This is a genomic window from Actinomadura litoris, assembly GCF_009733595.1.
GTDB lineage: Bacteria > Actinomycetota > Actinomycetes > Streptosporangiales > Streptosporangiaceae > Spirillospora > Spirillospora litoris.
Map to the genome: position 1 here is coordinate 49,985 of NZ_WOFH01000023.1, position 24,803 is coordinate 74,787.

General features: G+C 72.8%; 26 protein-coding genes. 12 read left to right on the forward strand and 14 right to left on the reverse strand.

Features of this window, described 5'->3' with window-relative positions; all coding sequences use genetic code 11:
• Positions 1-35 precede the first annotated feature (35 nt).
• On the forward strand, positions 36-1,331 hold the full coding sequence (gene senA / locus GNZ18_RS39760) for a selenoneine synthase SenA (RefSeq protein ID WP_216651590.1): 1,296 nt from the start codon (positions 36-38) through the stop codon (positions 1,329-1,331).
• Between the two features lie 4 nt (positions 1,332-1,335).
• On the forward strand, positions 1,336-2,304 hold the full coding sequence (gene senB / locus GNZ18_RS39765; protein ID WP_156222610.1) for a selenoneine biosynthesis selenosugar synthase SenB: 969 nt from the start codon (positions 1,336-1,338) through the stop codon (positions 2,302-2,304).
• Here the strand turns inward: senB and GNZ18_RS39770 are convergent.
• From GNZ18_RS39770 to GNZ18_RS39785, 4 genes are all read right to left on the reverse strand, one after another.
• Positions 2,295-3,521 carry an acyl-CoA dehydrogenase family protein gene (locus tag GNZ18_RS39770; RefSeq protein WP_156222612.1) on the reverse strand — a complete coding sequence of 409 codons (1,227 nt, stop codon included), beginning with the start codon at positions 3,519-3,521 and terminating at the stop codon, positions 2,295-2,297. The genes senB and GNZ18_RS39770 overlap by 10 nt on opposite strands.
• An 89-nt stretch (positions 3,522-3,610) precedes the next feature.
• Complete coding sequence (locus tag GNZ18_RS39775) at positions 3,611-4,810, reverse strand: hypothetical protein (protein ID WP_216651591.1); 1,200 nt, start codon at positions 4,808-4,810, stop codon at positions 3,611-3,613.
• Positions 4,807-5,655: a phosphate/phosphite/phosphonate ABC transporter substrate-binding protein gene (locus GNZ18_RS39780; RefSeq protein WP_156222614.1), complete on the reverse strand. Its 849-nt coding sequence runs from the start codon at positions 5,653-5,655 to the stop codon at positions 4,807-4,809. The genes GNZ18_RS39775 and GNZ18_RS39780 overlap by 4 nt, the downstream gene beginning before the upstream one ends.
• A 23-nt stretch (positions 5,656-5,678) precedes the next feature.
• Positions 5,679-6,797: an acyl-CoA dehydrogenase family protein gene (locus GNZ18_RS39785; protein WP_156222616.1), complete on the reverse strand. Its 1,119-nt coding sequence runs from the start codon at positions 6,795-6,797 to the stop codon at positions 5,679-5,681.
• A gap of 317 nt (positions 6,798-7,114) precedes the next feature.
• Between GNZ18_RS39785 and GNZ18_RS39790 the strand changes: the two genes are divergently transcribed.
• The 6 genes from GNZ18_RS39790 (at position 7,115) to GNZ18_RS39815 (ending at position 12,130) form a co-directional block, all read left to right on the forward strand.
• Positions 7,115-7,465, forward strand: coding sequence for an ArsR/SmtB family transcription factor (locus GNZ18_RS39790; RefSeq protein WP_156222618.1), 351 nt, complete (start codon positions 7,115-7,117; stop codon positions 7,463-7,465).
• 139 nt (positions 7,466-7,604) lie between these two features.
• The gene (locus GNZ18_RS39795; protein WP_156222621.1) at positions 7,605-8,093 is read left to right on the forward strand and encodes an SRPBCC domain-containing protein; all 489 of its coding nucleotides are present in this window, start codon (positions 7,605-7,607) and stop codon (positions 8,091-8,093) included.
• Between the two features lie 188 nt (positions 8,094-8,281).
• Positions 8,282-8,722 carry a hypothetical protein gene (locus GNZ18_RS39800; RefSeq protein ID WP_156222623.1) on the forward strand — a complete coding sequence of 147 codons (441 nt, stop codon included), beginning with the start codon at positions 8,282-8,284 and terminating at the stop codon, positions 8,720-8,722.
• 46 nt (positions 8,723-8,768) lie between these two features.
• Positions 8,769-9,503, forward strand: a complete 735-nt coding sequence (locus GNZ18_RS39805) for a DUF6073 family protein (protein ID WP_156222625.1) — start codon at positions 8,769-8,771, stop codon at positions 9,501-9,503.
• A 270-nt stretch (positions 9,504-9,773) separates the two neighbouring features.
• Positions 9,774-11,207, forward strand: coding sequence for a DHA2 family efflux MFS transporter permease subunit (locus GNZ18_RS39810; protein WP_156222627.1), 1,434 nt, complete (start codon positions 9,774-9,776; stop codon positions 11,205-11,207).
• A gap of 263 nt (positions 11,208-11,470) precedes the next feature.
• A complete protein-coding gene (locus tag GNZ18_RS39815) occupies positions 11,471-12,130 on the forward strand; it encodes an ArsR/SmtB family transcription factor (RefSeq protein WP_156222629.1) in 660 nt (219 codons plus the stop codon).
• 81 nt (positions 12,131-12,211) lie between these two features.
• On the opposite strand, the gene GNZ18_RS39820 is transcribed toward GNZ18_RS39815, so the two are convergent.
• From GNZ18_RS39820 to phnD, 4 genes are all read right to left on the reverse strand, one after another.
• Positions 12,212-12,694, reverse strand: coding sequence for an SRPBCC family protein (locus GNZ18_RS39820; RefSeq protein WP_156222631.1), 483 nt, complete (start codon positions 12,692-12,694; stop codon positions 12,212-12,214).
• 158 nt (positions 12,695-12,852) lie between these two features.
• Positions 12,853-13,677, reverse strand: coding sequence for a PhnE/PtxC family ABC transporter permease (locus tag GNZ18_RS39825; RefSeq protein WP_156222633.1), 825 nt, complete (start codon positions 13,675-13,677; stop codon positions 12,853-12,855).
• Positions 13,674-14,363, reverse strand: coding sequence for an ATP-binding cassette domain-containing protein (locus GNZ18_RS39830; protein WP_156222635.1), 690 nt, complete (start codon positions 14,361-14,363; stop codon positions 13,674-13,676). Before GNZ18_RS39830 ends, GNZ18_RS39825 begins: the two co-directional genes overlap by 4 nt.
• Before the next feature lie 44 nt (positions 14,364-14,407).
• On the reverse strand, positions 14,408-15,325 hold the full coding sequence (phnD, locus tag GNZ18_RS39835) for a phosphate/phosphite/phosphonate ABC transporter substrate-binding protein (protein ID WP_156222637.1): 918 nt from the start codon (positions 15,323-15,325) through the stop codon (positions 14,408-14,410).
• Between the two features lie 639 nt (positions 15,326-15,964).
• Here phnD and GNZ18_RS39840 point away from each other — a divergent pair.
• A complete protein-coding gene (locus tag GNZ18_RS39840; protein ID WP_156222639.1) occupies positions 15,965-16,432 on the forward strand; it encodes a VOC family protein in 468 nt (155 codons plus the stop codon).
• A gap of 270 nt (positions 16,433-16,702) precedes the next feature.
• Here GNZ18_RS39840 and GNZ18_RS39845 read toward each other — a convergent pair whose 3' ends face one another.
• Entirely contained in the window at positions 16,703-17,224 is a 522-nt protein-coding gene (locus tag GNZ18_RS39845) for a DUF4396 domain-containing protein (RefSeq protein ID WP_246251313.1), read from the reverse strand.
• Between the two features lie 105 nt (positions 17,225-17,329).
• A complete protein-coding gene (locus GNZ18_RS39850; RefSeq protein ID WP_156222641.1) occupies positions 17,330-17,698 on the reverse strand; it encodes a MerR family transcriptional regulator in 369 nt (122 codons plus the stop codon).
• Between the two features lie 66 nt (positions 17,699-17,764).
• Between GNZ18_RS39850 and GNZ18_RS39855 the strand changes: the two genes are divergently transcribed.
• Positions 17,765-18,628, forward strand: a complete 864-nt coding sequence (locus GNZ18_RS39855) for a polysaccharide deacetylase family protein (protein ID WP_156222643.1) — start codon at positions 17,765-17,767, stop codon at positions 18,626-18,628.
• 57 nt (positions 18,629-18,685) lie between these two features.
• Here GNZ18_RS39855 and GNZ18_RS39860 read toward each other — a convergent pair whose 3' ends face one another.
• The 3 genes from GNZ18_RS39860 to GNZ18_RS39870 form a co-directional block, all read right to left on the reverse strand.
• Positions 18,686-19,747 carry a S1 family peptidase gene (locus tag GNZ18_RS39860; protein WP_156222645.1) on the reverse strand — a complete coding sequence of 354 codons (1,062 nt, stop codon included), beginning with the start codon at positions 19,745-19,747 and terminating at the stop codon, positions 18,686-18,688.
• Between the two features lie 255 nt (positions 19,748-20,002).
• A complete protein-coding gene (locus GNZ18_RS39865; protein ID WP_156222647.1) occupies positions 20,003-20,662 on the reverse strand; it encodes a hypothetical protein in 660 nt (219 codons plus the stop codon).
• Entirely contained in the window at positions 20,659-20,901 is a 243-nt protein-coding gene (locus GNZ18_RS39870; protein WP_156222649.1) for a hypothetical protein, read from the reverse strand. Before GNZ18_RS39870 ends, GNZ18_RS39865 begins: the two co-directional genes overlap by 4 nt.
• 380 nt (positions 20,902-21,281) lie before the next feature.
• Between GNZ18_RS39870 and GNZ18_RS41045 the strand changes: the two genes are divergently transcribed.
• Both GNZ18_RS41045 and GNZ18_RS39880 read left to right on the forward strand, forming a co-directional pair.
• Positions 21,282-22,406 carry an SEL1-like repeat protein gene (locus GNZ18_RS41045; protein ID WP_173391029.1) on the forward strand — a complete coding sequence of 375 codons (1,125 nt, stop codon included), beginning with the start codon at positions 21,282-21,284 and terminating at the stop codon, positions 22,404-22,406.
• A gap of 60 nt (positions 22,407-22,466) precedes the next feature.
• Positions 22,467-23,531: an RNA ligase (ATP) gene (locus tag GNZ18_RS39880; RefSeq protein ID WP_156222651.1), complete on the forward strand. Its 1,065-nt coding sequence runs from the start codon at positions 22,467-22,469 to the stop codon at positions 23,529-23,531.
• Positions 23,532-23,965: 434 nt separating this feature from the next.
• Here the strand turns inward: GNZ18_RS39880 and GNZ18_RS39885 are convergent, their stop codons facing one another.
• Positions 23,966-24,697: a DUF7873 family protein gene (locus tag GNZ18_RS39885; protein WP_156222653.1), complete on the reverse strand. Its 732-nt coding sequence runs from the start codon at positions 24,695-24,697 to the stop codon at positions 23,966-23,968.
• Positions 24,698-24,803 lie beyond the last annotated feature (106 nt).

The window sequence follows — 24,803 nt, forward strand, 5'->3', positions numbered from 1 at the left end:
GAGGAAATGGCCGTGACAATTAGTAAGGGGGCGCCGTGCGTCCGAATGCTCCGGCGGCGGGGGAACTGGCCGGGTGGGTCGTCGAGGCGGCCGGGCGCGCGCTGGACCTCGTCGCGGACCTGGACGACGAGCAGATGATCGGCCCGCTGCTGCCGACCGTCAACCCGCTGCTGTGGGAGATCGGGCATCTCGCCTGGTTCCAGGAGAAGTTCGTCCTGCGGGACGTGTGCGGCCTGGAGCCCGCGATCGCCGGCGCCGACGCCCTCTACGACTCGGGCGCCGTCCCGCACGACACCCGCTGGCTGCTGCGGCTGCCGGCGCGCGAGGAGACCGCCGCCTACGTGCGGACGGTCGCCGAACGCGTCGCCGAGCAGGTGGAGCGCGCGGACGCGGTCGACGTCGTCCACCATTTCGCCAGGTACACCGTGCACCATTACGACACGCACACCGAGGCCCTTACCTACACGCGCCAGAACCTCGGATATCCGCCGCCCGTATTGCCCGGCCTGACCGATGCCGGCCCGCCCGAAGGACGGGACGCGGGCGCGCTTCCCGGCGACGCCGGGTTCGCCGGGGGCACGTTCCCGCTCGGCGCGCGCATGTCCGACCCGTTCGTCTACGACAACGAGAAATGGGCGCACGAGGTCGTGGTCGCGCCCTTCGCGATGGCGCGGGCGCCGGTCACGCAGGCGGAGTTCGCCGCGTTCGCCGACGACGGCGGCTACACCGACCCCCGGCTCTGGCCGGACGGCGGCGCCTGGCTCGCCGCGACCGGCGCGACGCAGCCGGCCTACTGGCGGGGCGGCCCCGGCGGCCGGCAGCGGCGGAGCTTCGACACCTGGGTCGACCTGGAGCCGCACCTGCCGGTGTGCCATGTGTCCTGGTGGGAGGCCGAGGCGTACTGCCGGTGGGCCGGGCGGCGCCTGCCGTCCGAGGCCGAGTGGGAGTTCGCGGCGACCGGCGGCGCCCGCGCGCGGCCCGCCTACCCGTGGGGCGACGACCCGCCCGGCGCGGCGACCGCCGCGACCGACTGGCGCTCGACCGGCCCGGTGGACGTCGGGGCCTGCGCGGCGGGGGAGGGGCCCGCCGGCTGCCGGCAGCTCGTCGGCAACGTCTGGGAGTGGACGGCGAGCGACTTCACCGCCTACCCGAACTTCGAGCGCGACGCCTACGCCGAGAACTCCGAGCAGTTCTTCGGCGGCCGCAAGGTGCTGCGCGGCGGGGCGTGGGCCACGCGCGGCCGCTACGTCCGGTCGGCGCTGCGCAACTACTTCACCCCCGACCGGCGGGACGTCCTGGCGGGCTTCCGCACGTGCGCCCCCGCGCGGTGATGACGTGATCCTGATCGTCACCCCCGCGCCGGTGGACGGCGCCCACGGCAACGGCGTGACCGCGCGCCGCTGGGCCGGGCTGCTCCGGGAGCTCGGCCACGAGGTCGAGGTCCGCAACGGCTACCGGCGCGGCGGCGCCCCCCGCGACGCGCTCATCGCGCTGCACGCCCGCAAGAGCGCGGACGCGGTCCGCGCCTTCCACACCGACCATCCCAAGGCGCCCGTCGTGATCGCGATGACCGGCACCGATCTGTACCCCGACCTGGTGTCCGCGCAGGTCGACCCGGAGGTGCTCGCGATCGCCTCCCGCCTGGTCGTGCTCCAGCGGGAGGGGACGGCGCAGCTCGGCCCCGCGCTCGCCGGACGCACCGACGTGATCGTGCAGTCCGTCCCGGAGATCGCGCCGCGCCCGCCGCGCGCGGACCGCTTCGAGGTCGCCTTCCTCGCCCACATCCGCCCGGTGAAGGACCCGCTGCGCCCGGCGGCGGCGGTGCGGCTGCTGCCCGCCGCGTCCCGGATCCGCGTCGTCCACCTCGGGGAGGGGCGCGATCCGGACCTCGCCGCGCGGGCCGCCGCCGAGACGCGCGACAACCCGCGCTACGAGTGGCGGGGCCCGGTGCCGCGCGACGAGGCGCTCCGCGTCCTGGCCGGGAGCCGGCTGCTGCTGCTCACCTCCCTGCACGAGGGCGGCGCGAACGTGGTCTCGGAGGCGCTGGCCGCCGGGGTGCCGGTCGTCTCCTCCGCCATCTCCGGTTCGACGGGCCTGCTGGGCGCCGGTTACCCCGGCTACTTCCCGCCCGGCGACACCGACGCGCTCGCGACCCTGCTCTACGCCGCCGAGGAGGATCACGGCGGCCTCTACCGGGCGCTGAAGGCGCGGTGCGAGGCGCTGCGCCCGCTCGTCGACCCCGAGGCCGAGAAGCGGGCCCTCGCCCGCATGTTACGCGCCCTCGACCTGCCCGCTCACGAGTAGAAGGTCGGTTCGGGCGGTTCGCCGAGCAGCGCGTACCGGCCGACCTCGCGCTGCTTGTAGGCCACCGGGTCGTGCAGGCTGTGCGTGCGCAGGTTCCGCCAGAAGCGGTCGAAGCCGTGCCTGGACGCGGTGGAGCGCGCCCCCATCACGTCGAAGATCCGCGTGCAGACCTCCAGGCCCTCCTTGATGATCCGCTGCTTCGCCGCCGCGATGCGGACGGCCGCCTCGCCGCGCTGTTGCGGCGTGACCGCTCCCCGGGGGGCGTGGAGCAGTTCCGAAAGCTCCTCGCCGACCCGGTCGATCAGCGCTTCCGTCGCCCAGAGTTTGGAGCGGAAATCCCCGTACGCCTCCAATATGTACCATTCTTCGGTCGCCGATTCCTTGACGTCGCCGCCGTAGGGCCAGGGACGGGTCGTGGTGCGCGTGTATTCGGCCGCGGCCTCCATCGCGCCCTCGGCGATCCCCTGGTACAGGTTCGTCATGATCAGCTGGAGGGTGAGCAGCGAGAGGCTCCCGTAGGGCAGCGGCCTGGCGCTCTTGCCCGTGTAGCCGAGCGCCGCGTCCCAGGGCACCCGGACGCCCGACAGCGAGAGGCTGCCCGACTCGGTCAGCCGCTGGCCCATGTTGTCCCAGTCGTGGTTGTAGCGCAGCCCGGGGGCGTCGGAGGCGACCGCCGCGAACACCGGGCGGCCGTCGGCGAGGCCGGCCAGCAGGCAGGTCAGGTCGGAGACGGCGCCGCCGGACGCGAAGGACTTGCGGCCGTCCAGGCGCAGCGCGTCGCCCTCGTCGACCGCGACGACGTGCGCGTCCCTCGGGTTGATCGCGCCGCCGTAGAAGAGGCCGCCCCGCGTGTAGGCCGCCTCCTGCTCGGCGATCTGCGCCTCCGTCCCGAAGAAGCGGACCGCCCACGCCCACAGGTAGTGGTAGCCGAGCAACTGGCCGATGGAGCCGTCCGCCCTGGACACCTCGCGGCACACGCGCAACGCGGTGGTCCAGCGCTCACCGCCGCCGCCGTGGGCCTTCGGGCCGAGCAGCGTCACGAGCCCCGCGTCCTTCAGCAACCGGACCTCGGCGTGCGGGGGACGCGGGTGGCGGTCCCGCTCCGCCGCGTCGGCGGCGAGGAGGCGCGCCACCCGCCGCGCCCGGTCGAGCCACTCCCGCGCCGTGCCCGGACGGCCGGCGAACTCCGTGGCGGCGGTCTGCCGCATGGTCGTCATGATGAGGCCACCTCACTAATAAAATATATAGTGATACGGGCTCACCGTGACATGGCGGCGGGCGCCGGTCAAGCGCCGTCCCCGCCGCCTCACATGAAGTTGCGGGTGTGCAGCGAGGACAGCTCGGCCGCCTCGTCGGCGGGGAAGCCGAGGCGGATCAGCCGGTGCTGCCGCCCCTCGTGCATCTCCTGCTGGAGCAGCCGCACCGCCTCGTGGCCGCGCCGGATCGCCTCGGGCGTCCACTCCCCGGCCGCGAGGACGACCAGCGCGTCGAACACGTCCTGGTTGAGCCCGGCGGTGTCGGCCAGGGCGTCGTGGCGGCGCTCGACCGCGCCCCGCAGCCGGCCGCGCAGCGCGGGGTCCACGGCGGCCTGGTGCTGGAGGTGCGCGACGCCGAACGCGACGTGCCGCGCCTCGTCCTGCCGCGCCATCCGGGTGACCTGCCGGGTCACCGGGTCGGGGGCGTGCCGGTCCAGGAAGCTGAGCAGGTTGAGGAAGCTGCCCTCGCCGAGCACCGACAGCAGGAACGAGGCGAGCGAGAAGTCGGGCTCGGTGAGCAGCGTGGCCAGCGACTCGCGCCCGCTCACCGAGGACGTGCCGAGTTCGCCGCCGCGCAGCAGCGCCCGCCGCGTGAACACCTCCACGTGCCGCGCCTCGTCGGCGGCCTGCACCGCCAGCAACTGCTGCACCTCGCGGAAGTGCGGGTGGATCCGGGCGAGCAGCCGCGCCGGGATGACCAGCGCCGCCTGCTCGTTCTCCACCAGGTACGTCATGACCTGGACGACCGCCCGCTCGATCTCCTCGGGCAGCGCGAAACCGACGTCCCAGGCGATCGCCTCGTCCGGCTTCCACTGCGCCGCGACCGCGCTCGCGTACAGGCTCGGCGCGATGTCGGCCCACACCAGGTCGCGGTCGACCAGGTCGAAGCGGGGGGCCGGCCCGCCGGGCTCGACCAGCGCGCCGCGCGCCGCCAGGCCCCAGCTCGGGTCGGCGCGGGCGAGGATCCCGTCGGGACGCGGGCCGCCCGCGCGCACGGCGCCCGCCCAGCGGTCCAGGTCGGCGCGGCCCCGGATCACGAAGGCGCGGACACCGAGGCCGTCCGTCGACTCCCGGACGCCGTGGCCCTGCTTGCGGGCCCAGGCCCGCAGATGCACGGGCAGCGCGGCGTCCAGGCCGGTCACGCCCAGCTCCGCGCCCGGCGGCAGGTCGCGCAGCGCCCGCTGCACCAGCAGGTGGGCGCCCTGCTCGAAACCGAGGAAGCCGAGGTCGAGCACCGGCGACGCCGTCACGGGGCGTACTCCGCGGCCGTCACCGCTCCCTCGGCATCGTAGAAGCCGGCCTCGTCGACCGCCGCGTCCAGCAGGGCGTACCCCTCGGTGCGCCCCGGCCGCCACGCCGTCAGCCCCTCCAGGTCGAGCAGGGGTCTGACCTCCGGATCGGCGTAGGACATCGACAGCAGCAGTTCCTCGAAGCGGCGCCGCTCGTCCTCGCCGGCGTCGCCCACGGTCATGTTGCAGTGGTCGTAGGCGGGGGTGCGCCCGATGATCCGGGTGCCGCCGGGCGGCAGCGTCCCCTCCTGCCCGAACGCCAGATGGTTGCCGTCGATCATGCAGGCCGCGGCGACCTCGCCGTCCATCAGCGCGCGCGCCGCGTCCCGCTCCCCGCCGACGTGGTCGCCGTGCAGGCCGACGCCGACGTCGAACCGCCGGATCCGGACGTCCTCGCCCGGCCGCAGCCCCGCCGACCGCAGGTACGCGCCCGGGATCAGCGTGGCCTGCGGGGAGTCGACCGCGCCGACGCCGACCGTCTCCCCCTTCAGGTCGGCGGGCTCCTTGTAGGGGGAGTCGGCGCGCACGACGACGACGGAGGTGAGGTCCTGGTCGGTGTCCCGCATCACCAGCGGCGTCAGCGCGCGCTCCCGCGCCCGCGCGAGCCGCTCGGCCCTGACCCAGGCCAGCGGCGAGTTCCACGCGGCGGCGATCCGTCCGGCGACGAGATCCTCCACCTGCCGCTCGTACTGCGAGTACAGGACGAAGTCGAAATCCAGGTCGCGGGCGCGCAGCCACGCCCGGAAACCGCCCCAGATCGTGACGACCTTCGGGTCGTAGGCGACGGCACCCATCACCAGGGTCATGAACAGCCTCCGTGGAATGGTGACTACAGCAGCGGCAGGCCCAGGGCGGCGCGGCCGACGAAATCGGTGAGCGCCTCCGTGGTCGGCGCCATGACGCGGGCGGCGAGGGAGTCCCGGAAGAGCCGCTCGACGCCGAACTCCTTGCGGAACGCCGAGCCGCCGCACAGCCGCATCACGCCGTCGGCGACCTCCGTGGCGGCCTCCCCGGCCACCACCTTCACCTGGAGTACGCGCAGCCCCGCGTCCTCGCGGCCGGTCCCGACCGCGGTGAGGGTGTCGTCCACGAACGCGCGCACCTCGTCCACGCGGGTGCGCAGCCGCGCGTAGCGCGCCCGCGCCTCCGGCTGCTCGGCGATCGTCTGGTCGAGGTGCTCCAGCCGCGTGCCGGTGAGGTGCGCCCCGGCGCGCGCCACCAGCGCCTCCATCAGCCCGAGCGAGAACGAGGCGTTCAGGATCAGGAAGTGCGGCAGGACGACCTGCATCGAGATGTCGAGCCCGGCGCCGTCGGCGCCGAGCATCGCGTCCCGGCCGACGCGCACGCGCTCGGCGTCCACCGGGTTGGAGGCGTTGCCGCGCAGCCCGAGCCCGTCGAACGGCCCGCGCGTGCCGAGCCCGGCGGAGTCGCTCGGCACGTGCCACAGCGTCATCGGCCCGGCGGCCTCCAGCGGCCTGCTCGACCACACGTAGCTGTCGGCCTCGCCGGCCGAGGTGACCCAGCTCTTGCGCGCGTCGAGGACGACCTGCCCGTCCTCGGCGGTGGCGGTGCTCAGCGGCGCCCAGAAGTGGCTGCGCGACCCCGCCTCGGAGTAGGCGAGCGTGGTCAGGTGGCCGCCGGCGACCGCGCGGCGCGCCTCCTCGGACCCGTGCGCCTCCAGGACGGCCGTCGCCGCGTAGTGCATCAGCACGATCATGGCGGTCGAACCGCAGGCGCCCGCCAGCCGCTCGATCACATCGGAGGCGGCGGCGAGGTCCGCGCCCTGGCCGCCGACCTCCGCCGCGCTGATCAGGCCGAGGAGCCCGGCCTTGGAGAGCGCGTCCACGCTCTCGCGGGGGAAGGCGCCCTCACGGTCGATCCGCACCGCGTTGGGGGCGACGGTCTCGTCGATGACGGCGCTCAACGACGCCGTGTGTGCATGCGTCATACCACGTCCTCGGTCATACCACGTTCTCGCGGGCGGTCACTGGTCGCAGTCGGACGGTCTCAGCTCGCGATTGTGACGATGTCACCGATGCGGCGTCCCGACAAGGGGGCAAGTGATCCCTTTCGCAAGTTGACGCTAACGGAGAAGCATGCCTACGCTCGAAGACGCCGACACGCCCGCCAGGGAGGAGTATCCTGCGGCGCCGCCCGTCCGATCCGAGGGGTCCGCGGGCTCACGCCGGGGCACGTCCCGTGCCCGGTTCTCCGCCCGCCCCGGCGCTTGGCGGCGCTGACCAGCCGACTGCTAGCCTGAGACCGATGCCACCCCAACGATCCGGCCTGGACGAGGACGTCGTCTTCCGCGCTCTGGCGGAACCGCGACGGCGGGCCATCCTGAGCCTGGTGGCCTCCGTCGAGCTGCCCGCGGGCAAGATCGCCGAGCATTTCGAGGTCACCCGGTCGGCCGTCTCCCAGCATCTCCAGGTGCTCAAGGACGCGGGCCTCATCACCGAGCGCCGCGAGGGCACCCGCCGCCTCTACCGGGCGAGCGAGGGCACGCTGGTCGAGCTGCGCGCCGTCCTGGAGGGCCTGTGGCGGCAGAGCTTCGAGATGGCCCGCGACGTCCTGGAGGCCGACTCGCAGGACGCCGGCGACGCCGCCGCCGGCTGACCGGCCCTCCCGCGTTTTGGCCCGTTCCGGCCGCCGCCTCCTCTTCGGACCCGTGGCGCGTGGGAGCGGGGGGAGCAGCGGTGGGATCTGGCACACTGGGCACCGCTGGGGCTGACCGCACGGGGTAGGAACACTCACTGTGAAGCCTGTTGAGCCGATCCGCCAAGCCTTGATGATCGAGGCGAGCCAGGAGCGGACGTTCCACACCTTCGTCAGGCGGCTGTCCGCCTGGTGGCCCATCGAGGGCCGCGCGGCGGCGACCGGCAAGCCGGGGGACGTCCGGGTCGAGGAGTGGGTCGGCGGCCGCGTCTACCAGGCCGGGCGCGCGGGCGCCGAGCGCGAGCGGGGCCACGTCACCATCTGGAACCCGCCCAGCTCCTTCGCCTTCACCTGGGAGGTCGCCCCCGGCGCCGAGATCACCGAGGTGCACCTCCAGTTCCAGCGGCTCGGCCCGGCGCTCACCCGCGTCGTCATGGTCCACCGCGGCTGGGAGTGCCTGAGCACCGCGCTGCTCGACCGCTACACCGGCCACGCGGGCGGCTGGCTCGCCGCGCTGCGCAGGTTCGCCGCGATGTTCGAGACCGACCCGCGCCCCCGGCGGCAGGCCGCCGACGACGAACCGCGCTAGGTACTTCTTTCTAAAGTTTTCTGAGATCCCCGCTTCGCTGCGCCGCAGGTGGCGGGGCTGCTCCTACGTGCTCGGAAGGCGTGCGTCCCCGGCCCGGTCGAGATGACCTTCGGCCGGCTCTTGACTATATGAATTTAAAGTGTCGTACTGGAGGGGACAGCGAACCGGTGAGTGGTCAGGAGGAGCACATGACAGCCCTGGACGCGACGGCCCCGCCCGACATCGACCGTCTCGTCAGCGAGTTCCGCGCCACGGTCCTTCCCTCGGCCAGGGACTTCCTGAAGAAGAAGATCTCCGCGAACGAGCTGCGGCGGGTCTGGCGGCCCTACTACTACGACGTCTTCCACCCGTACGACCTCAGCGTGGAGCGGGCCTGGCGGAGCGTGGCGGGCTCCGAGGGCCGCCTGGAGAGCGGACCGCCGCAGGCCGACCCCGCCCACGAGCTTCCCCTCCTGCACTTCCCGGTGAGCATCGCGCACAACAACTTCGACCGGCTGATCGAGGTCCTCGCCGTCGAGCTGGGCGACGGGACCGTCGAGGCCACCGGGATCCCGGAGCGGATCGTTGACTTCGCGCACGTCGTCGACGCGCTGTACGAGCTCATGACGTCGCTGGCCGAACGGTCATGACGTCATCCCCCCGGAAATCCGAAACGAACTTTGGAAAGGAGTGGCCATGGACACGCAGAACATCCTGCAACAGCTGATGGACCGCGGTCTCGCGCCCGGCATCGACGGCGCGACGCTGTCGTCCGCCGACGTCGTCAAGGGGCACGAGTCCGCCTGGGGCGGCGCCGGGAACCTGTACCCGATCCGTCCCTACACCCTGACCCCGGCCGCGCTGGAGAGCTTCACGGTCCGCGAGCGGATCCACGTCAGCGTCGACGGTCTCGGCGAGGACGTCGTGGACCTGTACGGCCTCGGCATCTACCGGCGCCACGACCCGAAGGCGGCCGAGGGCCGCGAGCTCGACTGGGCGGGCGCCATCGTCACCGCGCAGTTCCTGTCCCTTCAGGTGACCGGGCACAGCGATGTGTTCGGCCAGGTGAAGGTGTCCAACTCGCCGCACAAGGCCGAGGGCGCCCGGGTGAAGCCGAGCCCCGCGCCGGGCGGCGGGCACGTCATGCCGATCAAGGACTGCGTCACCTCGCTCTACCCGCGGTTCGAGATCGAGGACCTCGGGACGACCATCGACACCGGGGACGAGGTCGTGCGGCTGGAGTCGCGCATCGCGATGGTCCCGCCGGTCGGTGACGTCTCGCGCACCTCGCGCAGGTACCCGCTGTACGACGAGGCGGGCAGGCCGGTCGGCGAGCTGATCGCCGCCGACATCGAGATCGGCGCGCTGCTCCACCACGTCCCGATCACCAGCGTCGTCGTGCCGGAGGCCCTGGCCGCGGTCGTCGCCTAACCGGGACGCCGCCGTCGACGACGAATGCGTTGGGGGTGGGCCGGTCCGCGCGGATCACCGTGCGGGCCGGCCCGCTTCGGCGCGCCGGGCCCGCGCCGGCCTGCGCCGGCCCCGCGCCGGCCCGCGCCGGGCCCGCGCCGAGCCGCGCCTGGCCGCAGCGGGCGGCTTCGGGCCGCTCCCGGTCGTGAGCGTCGGTTGACGCTTTCGAAAGCAATCGCTAACGTTTTTCTGGTCACAGTCACAGCCAGTGAGCCCGACGGAGCAGCGTCCATGGTTTCCGCCGATCAAGGGTCCTACGCGCCGGACCGGCAGCGCTGGACGGTCGTGATCGTGTCGTTCATGTCGTTCATGGTCGGCCTCGACGTCCTCGTCCTGATGACCGCCCTGCCCACGATGCGCACCGAACTCGGCGCCGACGCCGCCGAGCTCGGCTGGACGATCAACGCCTACGAGATCGGCTTCGCGGCGCTCATCCTCACCGGCTCCTCCCTGGGCGACCGGTACGGCCGCCGCCTGCTGTTCCTCGCGGGCGTGGCGGTGTTCACGCTGGGCTCGCTGTGGGGCGCGCTCAGCTCCACGATCGAGATGCTGATCCTCGCGCGGGCGTTCCAGGGCCTGGGCGGCGGCGTGGCGACCGCGCTGTCGATCGCGCTGATCAGCGCCGTGACACCGCCGGAGCGGCGCGGCGCCGCGTTCGGCGTCTGGGGCGCGGTCACCGGGATGGCGGTCGCGCTCGGCCCGCTCGTCGGCGGCGTGATCGTGCACTTCCTGGCATGGGAGTGGATCTTCTGGCTCAACGTGCCCATCGGCGTCGCGCTGTTCGCGATGACGCGGTGGCAGATCTCCGAGTCCAAGGGCGAGCGGCCCCCGGTCGACCCGGTCGGGCTCGTCCTGTCGACGATCGGCGTGGTCGCGCTCGCCCAGGCGCTGCTGCGCGGCGGCGACGCCGGGTGGACCACGCCGTCGGTGCTGTACGCCATCATCGGCGGCCTGGTGTTCCTGGCCGCCTTCCTGTTCTGGGAGAACCGCAACCCGGCACCGATGATGCCACTGTCGATCTTCCGGAACCTGAGCTTCACCGGCGGCTGCGGCGCGAGCTTCGTCATGGGCGTCAGCCTCTACGGGCAGGCGTTCCTGTTCTCGCAGTACCTCCAGTTCGCCCTCGGCAACGACGCCCTCGGCGTCGGCTTCCGGCTCCTGCCGTGGGTGTCGCTCACGCCAGCGATCGCGCCGGTCGTGGGCCGGCTCACCGACCGGATCGGCGAGCGCGCCCTGGTCGCCACCGGCTTCGTGCTGTTCGCCGCGCCGTTCCTGGTCATCGGTCCGCTGACGATGTCGGGCTCCACCTACGGCGCCCTCGTGGTCCCGCTGCTGGTGGCCGGGATCGGCGTCCCGATGACGTACGTGACCATGGTCTCCGCGGTGATGCGCTCGGTCGAGCCCGCGCGGTTCGCCATCGCCTCCGGCGTGAGCATCACGATCCGCCAGGTCGGCGCCGTCTTCGGCGTCGCGGTCGCGGTGGCCGTGTTCTCCAGCTACGGCGACTTCACCACCCCCGACCGCTTCGTCGACGGCTACGGCCCGGCGGCGACGGTCCTCGCGGTGATCACGCTGGTGGGCGTCGTGCCGTCGCTGATCATCCGCCCGCTGACCGGCCACGCCCCGGCGCCGGCGGACACGGGCGCCACGCACGCCCCGTCCTGACCCGGGGCCGGGGCCCGCCACCGGGCCCGCTCCTCCCAGACCGCCCATCACCGCCGCGCCTCCCCCCGTGCGCCGCGGTGATGGGCCACTTTCGTATGGCCCCGCCGGTGTTCCGGGGGTCGCCGTGGTCGTGTCGGAAGGGGTGCGGCCCCGCCCGTTCGATCTGTTGACAAGCCGCTTTCGACGTTATTAATTGGTCGTGCATTTGTCCGCGCCACCCGTTCTTAGCCATTGTCGGGTGCGGATCGGGATGGGGCATGGTGATGGCCGATACGCACAAGATCGCGCTGTATGAACAGTTCTCCAGGGTCGGGAAGGCGTTGGCGAACCCGGTCCGGCTGATCCTGCTGGATCTGCTCGCGCAGGGGGAACGCAGCGTGGAGGATTTGGCGGACGCCGCGGGAATGAAGGTCGGCAATACTTCGGCGCAGCTCAAAATACTGGCCGGGGCGGGGCTGCTGGCCACGCGGCGGTCGAGCGTGCATGTCTACTACCGGCTGGCCGACGAGCAGGTCGGCGCGTTCGTGGACCAGGTCCAGGAGTTCGCCGCCGCCCGGCTGGCCGAGGTCGAGTGGACGGCGCGCGAGTACCTGGGCGATCTCGCGGCGCTGGAGCCGGTGGCGCAGGAGGACCTCGCCCGGCGGATCGACTCCGGGGACGTCGTGGTCGTCGACGTGCGGCCGCCCGCCGAATACGAGGCCGGGCACATCGCGGGCGCGATCAACGTCCCCAACGACGAACTGGTGGCGTGGCTGGCGGAACTCCCGCACGGCTCCGACGTCATCGCCTACTGCCGCGGGCGCTACTGCGTCCTGGCGCCCAAGGCCGTGCGGCTGCTGCGCTCGCACGGATACCGCGCGCGGCTGCTCGCGGGCGGGATGCCGGAATGGCGGCGCGCCGGAAGACCGGTCACCTCGGGATGACGGCGCCTCGGGATGACGGCGCTTCGGGATGACGGCGTCACGAAATGACGGCGCCCCGGGATGACGGCGTCTCGGGGATGACTAGGCGGGGAGGCGTTCGACGTAGGCAGCCAGGCACCACGTCCAGCCGCCCTGGGACTCGACCGCGCCCCGGACGGCCGCCGCGCCGGCGCCGTGGCGCTCGAAGTAGCGGTGCTCCAGCTCGACCCGCGTCCGGTCCCCGTCCTCGGCGACGAAGCGGATCTCGACCTCGCTGGCGTGGTCGGGGTCCGGGTCGAACCGCCAATCCCCGTCCAGATGCCAGGCCAGGACGACCCGCGCCGGGGACTCGAACGCGGTGACCCGGCCGATGTCGCACTCGCTGCCGTCCACGCCCACCTCGTACCAGCGGCCGCCCGCCCTCGGTTCGAGGACGAAGTCGGCCATCTCGGCCTCGCCGATGCTGTACTGCCTCGGCCACCACGTGCCGAACTGCTCGGTGAACACGCGGAACGCCAGGTCCCGGTCGGCGGCGACCGTGATCGTCTGGCGCACCACGTCCCTGAGGTCGACCGGCTGGCTCATCCCCGTGTCCTCCCGCTCGGTGCGTCGCCCAACGCCGTATGAGCGACCTACGCTGTGTGATGGATCACTGACGTCACGCTATGACCTGCCGTCGCACAGCGCAAGCATGGCCAGGGTAGCCGGAGCATGCCTCCGTGGTGGGCCGGACGCGCCGGCGGCTAGGCGGCCGCGCCCGCCCACCGGCGCGCCGCGCGGGACAGCACGTCCACCGCGAGCATCAGCAGCAGCACCGCGATGACGAGCGTGGACAGCTCCGCGTAGCGGAAGAGCTTGAGCGAGATCGCGAGTTCCTGGCCGACGCCGCCCGCGCCGACGAAGCCGAGGACCGTCGAGGTGCGGATGTTGCATTCCCACTGGTAGAGCAGCAGCGAGGTCAGCCCGGCGGCGGCCTGCGGCACGATCGCGAGCGCCGCCGTCGTGAACCGCCCGGCGCCGGTCAGCCGGATCGCCTCGACCGGCGCGGGGTCGACGGCCTCCAACTGCTCCGCCCCGAGCTTGGCGAGCAGCCCGCCGCCGTGCACGCCGATCGCGAGCGCGCCCGCGGCGGGCCCGGGGCCGATCGTCGCGACGAACAGCAGCGCCCACATCAGGTCCGGGACGCCGCGCAGCACCGCCGCGTACATCCTGGCGGCCGACCGGACGAGGGACGGGACGCCGACGTTGCCCGCCAGGGGGACCGCCGCCGGGACGGCGAGCAGGACCGCGAACAGGAGCCCGGTCAGCGAGATCTGGACGGTCTCCGCCACGGCGCCGCCGACCAGGTGAAGGAACCCCGGCGTCAGGTCCGGGTGGGCGAACGCGCGCAGCAGCCGCAGGCCGCCGGACCGCCCCTCGATGAGCGCGCCGGGCCGCACGCCCGCCCCGGTGACGGCCCAGCCGAGCGCCGCCGCCGCGACCAGCGCCGCCGCCCACCGTCCGCGCGGACGGGCGCGCGGCGCGGGCCGCGGGGCCTGCGCGCGCCAGGACAGCTCGTCGGGGGTCATGTCGCGCCCGGGGTCATGCGGGGGACACCGCCCCCGTAGATCGCGGCGGCGGTCCGGTCGTCGATATAGGAGCCGTCATGGACGAGCCGCCCTCCGCGCAGCGCGATGACGCGGGAGAAGTGGCGCGCGAGCGCGAGGTCGTGGGTCGAGACGATCAGCGTGGCGCCCGCGGAGCGCAGCGCCTCCATCGCGGTCCCGGCCGTGACCGGATCCAGCCCGTTGGTGGGTTCGTCGGCCAGCAGCAGGCTCGGGCGCGGGAGCAGCGCCCTGATCAGCGAGATCCGTTTGCGCTGGCCGCCGGACAGGTCGGCCGCGCGGGCGGGCAGGCAGTCGGCGACGCCGAGCGCCTCGGCCAACTCGGCCAGGCGCTCGGCGTGCGGGGCGGGCACGCGGCCCGCGCAGGCCGCCGCCCAGTCGCGGGCCCGCCAGCCGGCCGCCGTGCCCGTCAGCGCGTTGAGCCGCGCCGAGAGGCCGAGGACCAGGTCGTCCCCCTGCCGGACGAAGCCCGTCGCCCGCCGCACCCGCCGGTCGCGCGGGTCGTGCCCGCCGACGCGGAGCCGCCCGCTCACCGCGACCGCGCCGAGGACCGCGCGCAGCAGCGTCGTCTTCCCGGAGCCGGACGGCCCGAGCAGCGCGACCTGCTCGCCGTCCTCCACCGACACCGTCAGATGGTCGACCGCCCGCACGCCGCGTCCGGCGAACTCGACCGTGAGGCCCCTCGTCCGGACGTCTATCGGACCGCTCCTCCCAGCCCGAGCCGCCCGGCCTGGCGGCGCACCTCGTCATAGTCGCGCGCGGCCACCCGCGTGTACCGGCGCGCGCGCATCAACTCCAGCGTGCGCGGATCCCGCATCGTGGTGAACGCCCTGGCCAGCGCCTGGACGGCGCGGTCGCCGAGGGCCGTCCTGGCCACCCAGGGATAGCCCATCACCTGGCGGGTCTCGATGACGCGCAGCGCCCCGGCGGGCACCTTCCCCTCGCGTTCGAGCCGGTGCAGGATGCGCAGCTCGATTCCGCCCGCGTCGGCCCGCCCGCCGAGGACGGCCGCGGCGGTCGCGTCGTGCCCGCCGGTGAACGTCACCCGTTTCAATGGCGGGCACTCGTCCATGCGGCGGGTGGAGCAACGGACTCCGGCGGCGTCGAGCATGATTCTCGGATAAAGGCTTCCGGACGTGGAACTCACGTCCCCGAACGCGAACGTCCTACCGGGCCCGACGATATCGGAGCGCAGATTCCGGTACGGAGAGGCGGCCTGGACGACGATCGCGGAAAGGTAGCGCGGGGTGCCGGTCTCCCGGTCGATCTCGGTGACCAGAGGGGTGAGTCCGACCTGCCGCTCGGCCTGGACATAGGTGAGGCCGCCGAGATAGGCGAGGTCGATCCGCCCGCTCGCGAGGGCCGTGACGACGCCCGCGTAGTCGGCCGCGACGAAAAGCTCGACCTGCACGCCGAGGGCGTGTTCGAGATAGTCGCCGAACGGGCCGTACTGCGCCTTCTGCCGATCCGGCGCGACGTTGGGGATCAGGCCCACCCGCAGGGTCTTCGGAACGCCGTTCGCGGCGACCGCCCCGCCGTCGCTCCCCCCGCACGCGGTGAGCGGCGCGGCGAGGGCGAGAACGAAGGCGAGAAGTATTCGTGAAATGCGCACCGGACACCTCCGCGATCTCGCCCGCCGGACCCGGCGAGCGTACTACGCAGGCCGGAATCAAAGGAGACCTCCAAAAATGGCCCTGTCGGACCGGATGTTCTTTCTCAAAGGCGGAGCAGGTCAGCGACGGAGGCCGGGAGAAAAGGATCATCGGGATGGCGGCGCACAGTTCCGGGCGGCATTGATCCCGTGCCCTGGGATAACCTCATCGCAGCTCAGGCGCTCAACGTGTCCGGCCGCAGCCGGAAGGACGAACGGCGCCGCCCCGCGGTGGCGGGCGCGAGCGCGACAAGCGGCTTGGTTCTTCTTACCGCCCACCCAACCCGAACGTAGTGTCCTTTTCAGGACGCTCCGCCCGCATTTCGGACGCGGCGCAACTCCCCTTACCCCGCGGCGTCGAGGGGTGCCGCCGGACGACCGTGTCAAGGGCTCGAACGCGGGGTAGGGGACGTGCCGGTGGGCGACACCATAACCCTGTTCAAGCACGCCTTAGTCCCCACTTGAACGCTCCGCGCGCCGGGTGGTGCGGCGGGGGCAAGCGTCGGTTGACGCTTGCGAAAGCGTCCACTAACGTTCCAATCATCGGGCACCTTCTGCCCCCGCTCGCGCAGCACCCGCAGCCTCACCGGAGGATCGACCATGGCACCGAAACCGATTCCCGAGTCATACCGCCGCGTCACACCGAGCCTCGTCGTCCGCGGCGCCGCCAAGGCCATCGAGTTCTACGGCGAGGTGTTCGGGGCGACCGAGCGCCTGCGCTTCCCCGGGCCCGGCGACACGATCGTCCACGCCGAGATCGAGATCGGCGACGCGGTCGTCATCGTCGAGGACGAGTTCCCCGAGCAGGGCACCAAGGCCCCGCCGGCCGAGGGCCTCGACGGCTCCCCGGTCTTCCAGTTCATCTACGTCGAGAACGTCGACGCCGTCATCGAGCAGGCGGTGAAGCTCGGCGCCAAGCTCGTGCGCCCCGCCACCGACCAGTTCTACGGCGACCGCGACGGCTACATCATCGACCCCTTCGGCCACGGCTGGACCATCGCCTCGCACGTCGAGGACGTGTCCGAGGAGGAGATGACCCGCCGGATGGCCCAGATGATGGGCGGCTGAACGGATTCGCGGCGAGGTATCGCCTCGCGATCTCCCCGGTGAGGCCCGCCTCGGCGTCGCCCCACCGGTCAGCCGACGCGTTCGCGTGGGCGCTGAGGCCGCGTGAGATCACGGCTTCGGGCCTGGTGGCGAACCGCCGCCCCTCCGGATCTCCGGGGCCCGCACACGTAGCGGGCCTAAATCGGGCGTGCCGGTTCCTCCGGTACGCCCGCGGAGCCTTCGTTTCGCCCGCGCGGTGGCCGCCTCGGGAGGCCGCGCGGGCGAACGGCGTCAGTGGTGGTACTGGTGCACCACCGCGTGTCCCTTGCCGCGTCCGATCATCCAGCGGTTGATGGGGGTGGTGAGGACGAACGCGACCACCAGGGCCAGGGCGAGCGTGCTCCAGAACAGCAGGTCGTCCAGGCCCGCGTGGAGCGCCCCCGGGATCACCAGCATCGTGGCGTTGTCCAGGACCTCCATGACCGCGATCGACACCGTGTCGGCGGCGAGGGCGACGCCGAACGCGGCGCGCAGTGAGAGCCCGGCCTTCAGGACGCCGCGCATCGTCAGCGCGTAGCCGAACACGAACGCCAGCGCCACCGCCGCGACGATCGTCGCCAGGTTCGACCATCCGAACGCGGTCCCGATCACCATTCCCAGCACCTCGCCGATGGCGCAGCCCGTCAGGCAGTGCAGGGTCGCCTGCGCGGCGACCGCCCAGGTCACCGGCCCGGCGTGGCCGCCTCCACCGTCCGGGGCGGAATCGGGCGCCGGGACGGTCCGGTCCATGTGCGGATGGTCGTGAGCGGGCATGAGCGACCTCCCTTGGCCCAGGTCAGCGACATAGGAGTCACCAAGCAGCCTGGGCGGAGTCCTATTCCCGGACGGGGACCGGGCCATGCCCGAGTGCGCCCCGCCCTAGCGGTCGTGGTGCCGCGCGGCGGCGTCGATGACCTGGTCGAGGACGTCGCGGGAGTTGACCAGCTCGGTGATCATCCGGTCGATGCGGTCCCGCTCGGAGGCGAGTTCGGTGGCCAGGCGCGGGGTCGCGATCTCCGACGGGCCGCCGTCGGCGTCCCGCATGCAGGGGAGCAGCCGGGCGATCTTCGCGCTGCTCAGGCCCGCCGCGAACATCTCCTGGATCCGGATGACGCGGTCGACCGCCCGCTCGGGGTAGTCGCGATGCCCGCCGGGCGTGCGCGTGGACGCCAGCAGGCCCCGCTGCTCGTAGTAGCGCAGCGACCGCTCGCTCACCCCGGTGCGCCGGGCGAGTTCACCGATCCGCATCCGGCCCCCTCGTGTTCGCGGCGTGCGGTTGAATCTGACACCAATGTTAACTTCTACCGTGTCGTCATGACGAACACAGGCGAGAACCGGCTCTACGACTACAGCCCGATCACCGAGCGCCCGCCGCTCGACTGGCCCGGCGGCGCCAGGGTCGCCGCCTACGTGGGGCTCAACATCGAGCATTTCCTGGTCGGACGGCCGTCCACGAGCATCTGGTCCGGCACCTCGCACCTGGACCCCGACGCGCTCAACCACGGCTGGCGCGACTACGGGACGCGCGTCGGGATCTGGCGCACGATCGCGAGCCTCGACCGGCACGGCTTCCGGGCGAGCGCGCTGCTGAACTCCGACGCGGTCCGCCACTATCCGCAGATCATCGAGGCGGGGATGGAGCGGGACTGGGCGTGGCTCGCGCACGGGCGCACCAACTCCGTCCTCCACACCGGCATGGGCGTCGACGAGGAGCGCGCCGTTCTGGCCGACATCGTCGACACCATCGCCGGGGCCACCGGTCGGCGGCCGCGCGGCTGGATGGGCCCCGGGCTGACGGAGACGCACAACACCCCGGCCCTGCTCGCCGAACTCGGCCTGGAGTACGTCCTGGACTGGACGAGCGACGACCAGCCCTTCCCGCTGAACGTCCCCGGGATGCTCAGCGTCCCCTACACGCTCGAACTCAACGACCTGCTGCTCTTCTCGAACGGCACCACGGGCCCGGAGTTCGTGCGGATGGTCAAGGACCAGTACGAGCAGCTGCACGCCGACTCCGAGCACGGCGGCCGCGTCATGGCCCTGGCCCTGCACCCCTTCGTGACCGGGCAGCCGTTCCGCGCCAAGTACCTGGACCTCGCGCTCGAATTCCTGGCGGCCCAGCCCGACATCTGGCTGACCACCAGCGACGAGATCGCCGCCCACTACCGGTCCCTGTGAGGACCGGAGCCGGTGACGGGGCTCCCGGGGGTGGGCGGGAACCCCGTCACGACCGGGTTACTTCAGGGTGAGGTTCTGGGACTGGAGCGCCTCGTCCAGGGGCTGGAAGTAGGACTCGAAGCCGCTGCCTCCGCAGGAGTTGCTGCTGATGCCGGACGTGATGCCGACGGCGGTGCTGCCGCTCTGGAGGGAGCCGCCGCTGTCGCCGGGCTGCGCGCACGCGCTGGTCGAGACCAGGCCGGTGACCGCGCCCTGCGGGTAGTTGACCGTCTGGTCGTAGGCGCGGATGGTCCCGGACGTCGTGCCGGTGGTGGAGCCCTTCTTCTGGATCTGGGAGCCGACCGGCGGGCGGCCGACCTGGGTGAGCTGGGCGTTGCTGGTCTGGAGCGAGCTGTTGGTCACCCGGATCGTGCCGTAGTCGTTGCCGGGGAAGCTGCTGGCCTGCCGGGTGCCGACGGTCTGCCCGCCGGAGGTCTTCCAGCTGGCGCCGGCGTTGGTGCAGTGGCCCGCGGTGACGACGTAGGTGGTGCCGCCGCCGACGGCGATCGCCGACACCGAGCAGCGCGAGCCGCCGGTCAGGATCGCCTCGCCCGGCGCGAGCACCACGCGGGCCGCCGCCCCGGCGCGCTTGATCTGGACGGTGTCGCCGAGCGCGCGGGCGCGGGCGAGGAACGCGCGGGTCGCGGCGTCCTTGGCGTTCTGGGGCACGCGGACGACGACGGCGTTGGAGACCACGTCCACGCCCCACGACAGCCCGACGGTGCCGCGCGTGCCGGCGAGCCGGTCGAGCCGGGCCTTGGCGTCGTCGAGCGGCCGGATGCCGTGCTCGACCACGCGGGCCTTCGCGCCCGACGCCTCGACCTGGCGCGCGGCGGCCTGGTCCGTGACGTTGACGACGAGGTTCCCGGCGCCGTCGAGGTAGGAGCCCGCGTGCCGGGCGCCGAGCCGGTGGGTGATCTGGTCGGCCAGGGTCTGCTGGGGGAAATGGGCGAGCCTGACGGTCCCGGCGGAATGCGTCTGCGCGGACGCGGGAGCGGTTCCGAACGCCGGGAGCGTGATCAGCGCCGCGGCGCTCAACAGCGGGGGCACCACGCGTTTGAGGTGCGATCCACGGTTCACTGTCGTCCACCTTCCGCCGCCGGTCACCGGTCGGGTGGCGGCGGCTTTTCCGGGGGTTGGCGGGGGACGAACACCTGATCACGTCGACCCGGGGTGGGGGTCTCGTGACCGGGTGTCGCGTGGGAGCAACGTACTGCGAGGAACTGTCCGCAACCAGATTTCGGGACGTCATTGAAATTTCAGTACGTTCCGTTCCTCTTCACATTCATCACTCCCGGGGCCGCGGGCGATGGATCCGCTCCGGTAACGGGCCGGCTACCGGCGGGCGCCCGGGCCGGGGAGCCACAGCCAGGCGCGGGCGCGCGTCTCCTTGCAGCGCACCGCCAGCGGCTCGTAGGCGGCGGGGTCGAAGAACCCGCCGCACGCCCGCGCGACCCCGTGCAGGTGGTCGGAGGCGAGCAGGCCGACGTCGGCGCCCGAGGCGGCCAGCGCCCGCTTGAACGCGGGCGCCTCCAGCAGCCGGAACAGGTGCACCAGCGACGTCCCCGCCACCCCGTTGTCGTCGCCGTGCACGCGGCCGATGTGCGCCGCCACCCGCACCCGCAGGTGGGCGGCCTCGCTGGCCATTCTGTTCGAGCGCCGCAGGACGGCGTTCAGGTGGTGGCCGAGCGGTGCCAGCAGGTTCCCGGGGTCCACCTGCGGCGGGACGACGACCAGCGCGCCGTCGCCGCGGTCCTCGCGGTAGCAGCCGGGCCAGGGCAGCCCGGTCATGGTGAACGCCTCCTCCAGCCGCGCGTACAGCGCGCTTCGCAGGTGCAGTTGGACCTCGTCGTCGCGGCGCGGGTCGCCGAACGCGGCGATGTCCACGGCCAGCAGCGGCAGTTCGCGGTCGGAGTGCGCGACGTGCACGGCGTGCGGCGGACGTCCGGCGAGCGGCGGGTCGGCGGCGCGCAGCCCGGTCGGGGACGCGGTCATGGCCGGGGAGCCTCCTCGAAGACGGGATCGGCCCAGAAGGCGATCAGCTCGTGCTCGGCCAGCCGCGCCGGCGGCACGCCGTCCGGCAGGGCGCGGCCGGTGGCGAGCGCCCACAGTGTGATCAGCGTGCGGGCGATGAGCTCGTCGTCGGAGCGGGGACGGTGCGCGCCGGGCCCGTGTCCCGCCGCCGGCGCGCCGGAGGCGGCGGGGCCCGGTCGCGGTCTGGTCGAGGTGTCCATGGCGCCGAATATGGACGCTCCGGCGCCCGCCGCGGCGCTGGTTTCCGGCTACCCGGAACCGCGCGGAGACCCCCGGAGGAATCCGGATGGCGGCGGATGTTCCAGCGCAACCGGACGCGGCGTCCCGTCCCATCCGGATTCATCCGGATCGATCCGGCGACGTCCGGACCGATCCACCGCGGTCCGGGTTTTCGCGGGTACGGGCGAGTATTCATGCTCCGGGCCGCGAGTCGCGATGGAATTCGGAGTGGCGAAGCGCTCCTGACCGCCGTAAGCACTCCGAGATGTGGCAAACCTGACAGAACGGCGTGTCGCGCGGTGGGAGCATGTCGCCCCTTACCGGTTGATCGTCATCCACAGGAAGTGGCCGGTCCGCACAGATGCCTGATGACACCCGCGCCGGCGCGGCGCTGCACACCTTCATCGGCGACCTGCGCGCCGCGTTCGAGCGCGCGGGGCCGCCCACCTTCGCGCGCCTGGAGACCCTGTCCGAACGCTGCCGCGAACCGGGCCCGGCCGCGCGCCCGCGCGAGCCCGGCGGCCCGCGCGACACCGGTGGGCCGGGCGGCCCCGGTGGGCCCGGCGGCCCGCGCGAGACGGGGGCCCCGGGCGGTCAGCGGGTCCGCGTCCTGCCCCATTCGACCACCCACGACATCCTCGCGGGAAAGCGCGGCAGGCTCCCGCCCTGGCCGTGGGTGTCGTCCTTCCTGCACGTGCTCCGGATCGCCGCGTGGGAGAACGGGCTCGATCCCGAGGAGATCGGCTCCACCCGCGACTGGCACGCCCGCTACCTCGCGGCGCGCTCGGCCATCCTCGACGCGCAGCGGCCCCCGCTGGCCGCGCCCGTCCCCGTCCTCGTCCCGCTCGCCGAGGCGCGCCCCACTGCCTATGCCACCGCCACGGCCGCCGCCCCGGAGCCTCCGGAGGAGGAGCCCGAGCCGCCGTCCCTCACGCCGCCGGCCGGGCACACGACCATGATGCGCCGCTACGCCGACGCCTACGGGCGCACCGGCATGCGGCTGCTGCGCCACGCCGAGGCCGACGACGGGCAGGACCGCGGCGTTCCCGCCTACCGGCTGGCGACGCTGCTGGCCTGCGACAACCGTCCGCACGAGGCGCTGTACTGGCTCCAGCGCGCGGCGCGCGTCGGGCACCGGCTCGCCCGCCGGCTCGCCGTCGAGTGGGACCCGCACACCGACCCGTGGCCGCCGCACTACTGGAAGCGGGGCGACGCCGCCTTCGAGGTCGGGATGGACTACGAGGCCAACGGGTACCCGCACGCCGCCGCCGTCTTCTTCGAGCGCGCCGCCGACAACGGCGTCCAGGAGGCCGCCTACCGCTCCGGCCTGCACCGCATGCAGTACGGGCAGACGTGGGAGGCGATGCTGCTGTTCAACCGCGCCGCCGAGGCCGGGCACCGGCCCGCGCAGCGCGAGCTGGACGGCCTGCTGCCCCACTACCACGGCGAATCGCAGGAGGGCCTCAGCCCCTACGGACCTTATTGAGTTGCCCCCCGCCCGCGGCCATTGCCACGCTTGGGAAAACCCATCCGAGGGGGAATGCCCATGTCGACGCTGCGTGTGACCGCCGAAGAGCTGACGATCCATCCGCACGGAAACGCCGACGCTCTCGAACTGGCCCAGGTCGGCCTTTACCGCGCGGTCGTCGGGAAGGGGCGGTTCCAGACCGGGGACCTCGCCGTCTACATTCCCGAGGGCGCGCTGCTGCCCGCCGAGCTGATCGGCGAACTCGGGCTGGAGGGGAAACTCGCCGGATCGGCGAAGAACCGCGTGAAGGCCGTCCGGCTGCGCGGGGAGCTGTCGCAGGGGATCGTCTGCCTGCCCCGCGCCCTGGCCGGGACCGACCTCGCGGCGGCGCGCGCGGAGTCCCGCGACCTCGCCGGCCTGCTCGGCGTCACCAAGTGGGTGCCGCCCGTGCCCGTCCACATGAACGGCGAGGTCGTGCCCGCGCCCGACCTGCTCCCGTGGATCGAGATCGAGGACGTCAAGAGGTATCCGGCGGTCTTCGAGCCCGGCGAGGCGGTCGTGGCGACCGAGAAGATCCACGGCTCGGCGTGCCTGTTCTCCCTGGTCGGGGACGAGGCGTTCGTGTCGTCCAAGGGCTTCGGCCACAAACGGCTCGCTCTGGTCCGCGACGACAAGAACCTCTACTGGCGCGCCGTGGAGGCGCACGGCGTCCCGGCCGCCGCCGCCGCGATCGCGGCGCGGTTCGGCGCCGACCGCGTCGGGGTGTTCGGCGAGGTCTACGGGCGCGGCGTCCAGGACCTGCACTACGGCCGCCAGGAGATCGGCTACGCCGTCTTCGACGTGGCGGTCGCCGAGGGCGAGGGGCCGGTGCGCTGGCTCGACCCCGCCACGCTGGCCGAGGTCCTGGACGAGACGGGCCTCCCCTCCGTCCCGCGCCTGTACGAGGGGCCCTACGACGAGGCCGTGCTCACGGAGTCGGCGAGCGGGCGCGAGGCCGTGTCGGGCGAGGCCGCGCACCTGCGCGAGGGCCTGGTCGTCCGTCCGGCCGTCGAACGCTACAGCGAGGTCACCGGCGGGCGCGCGATCGCCAAGTTCGTCTCCCCGGCCTATCTCACCCGCAAGGGCGGCACCGAATACGAGTAGGCCGCGAACAGCGGCGGGCCCCGGAACATGCCCATGTTCCGGGGCCCTGGTGATTCCGCTCGCACGGCACGCCGGCGGCTTTTAAGGGGGCAGGTCAGTTCTCAGGTCACCGCGTTCTTCCATTGAACTACCGCGCCGCGAGAGGCGCGGGCCAGATTCGAACTGGCATCTCGGTGATTGACGCCTGCCTCCGGTCGATCCGGCGATGAGCGGAAAATGCTGATTCTGGAGCGAGAGCCTGAGATTGAACGGCTGCCTCTACCATCTTGGGCTACCGGGACTCGGGTGCCCCGGGGAGGAGTCGAACCTCCACTGTCACCGTGGTTCAGACTGAGCCTCATCCTCAGCTTCGGGACCTGGTCCGGTCCCGCCCCCGCGCTCCTGCGGGGGAGCCTTTTGTGTTCATGCCGTTTCCGTGCCGTTTCCGTGCCGGGTCAGGCGAACAGGTAGCCGAACACCGCGTCGCCGACCTTCCGGTCGGTCACCTCGGCGCCGTTGGCCTCCTCGCGCGCGAACTTGACCGCCGCCTGGAGCTTGGTCACGCGTTCGCGCAGCTCGTTCACGCGCCGGGCGGGCAGCGCCCCGGAGAACGCCGTCTTCGTCCAGGTGCCCACGATCACGTCCTCGGTGTAGGTCTCCACCTGCGCGGGGTGCTCGGTGGTGGCCTCGTACAGCACGTGGGCGCGCGGGATCTTCTTGGTGCGCGTCGTCTTCACCGGCTCGGTGCGCCACACGTCGGCGGACTCGTCGAAGCTCCACGACTCGGCCGCGTCCAGGACGGGCAGCTTGTCGACGAAGGTGTGCAGGTCGGTGAGCTGCTTCTCCAGGAACAGCAGGTGCGACACGGGGACGTCGGCGACGATCGTCCGCCCGTCCACGACGACGTCGGCGCGCGCCTCGCAGTTCGCCCAGTCCTTGGTGGCGGTGACGTCGAACAGGCGGGTCAGCGCCCTGGCGGCGTCCGCCAGCGCCTCCTCCGCCTTCACCTGCACCCGGGTCGACTCGGGCGGGAGCTGCTCGCCCTCGTCGTCCAGCGGCTGGTAGGTCCGCGAGATCCCGGACAGCAGCGGCGTCTTCTGGATGCGGTGGTGAATGTCGGTCAGCTCCCGCTGCGCGCGGGATTTCGTGCCCTTCTCCACCGCGATGATCTGGTTCAGCTTCGTCATGTGCGGCACCCCTCCCCGTGACGTGACCGGCGCAACGCTACTGATTCCAGGCCATTCGTGCACCCGGATTTACCCTGACAATTGCCGAGAACGGGGATATCAGTGG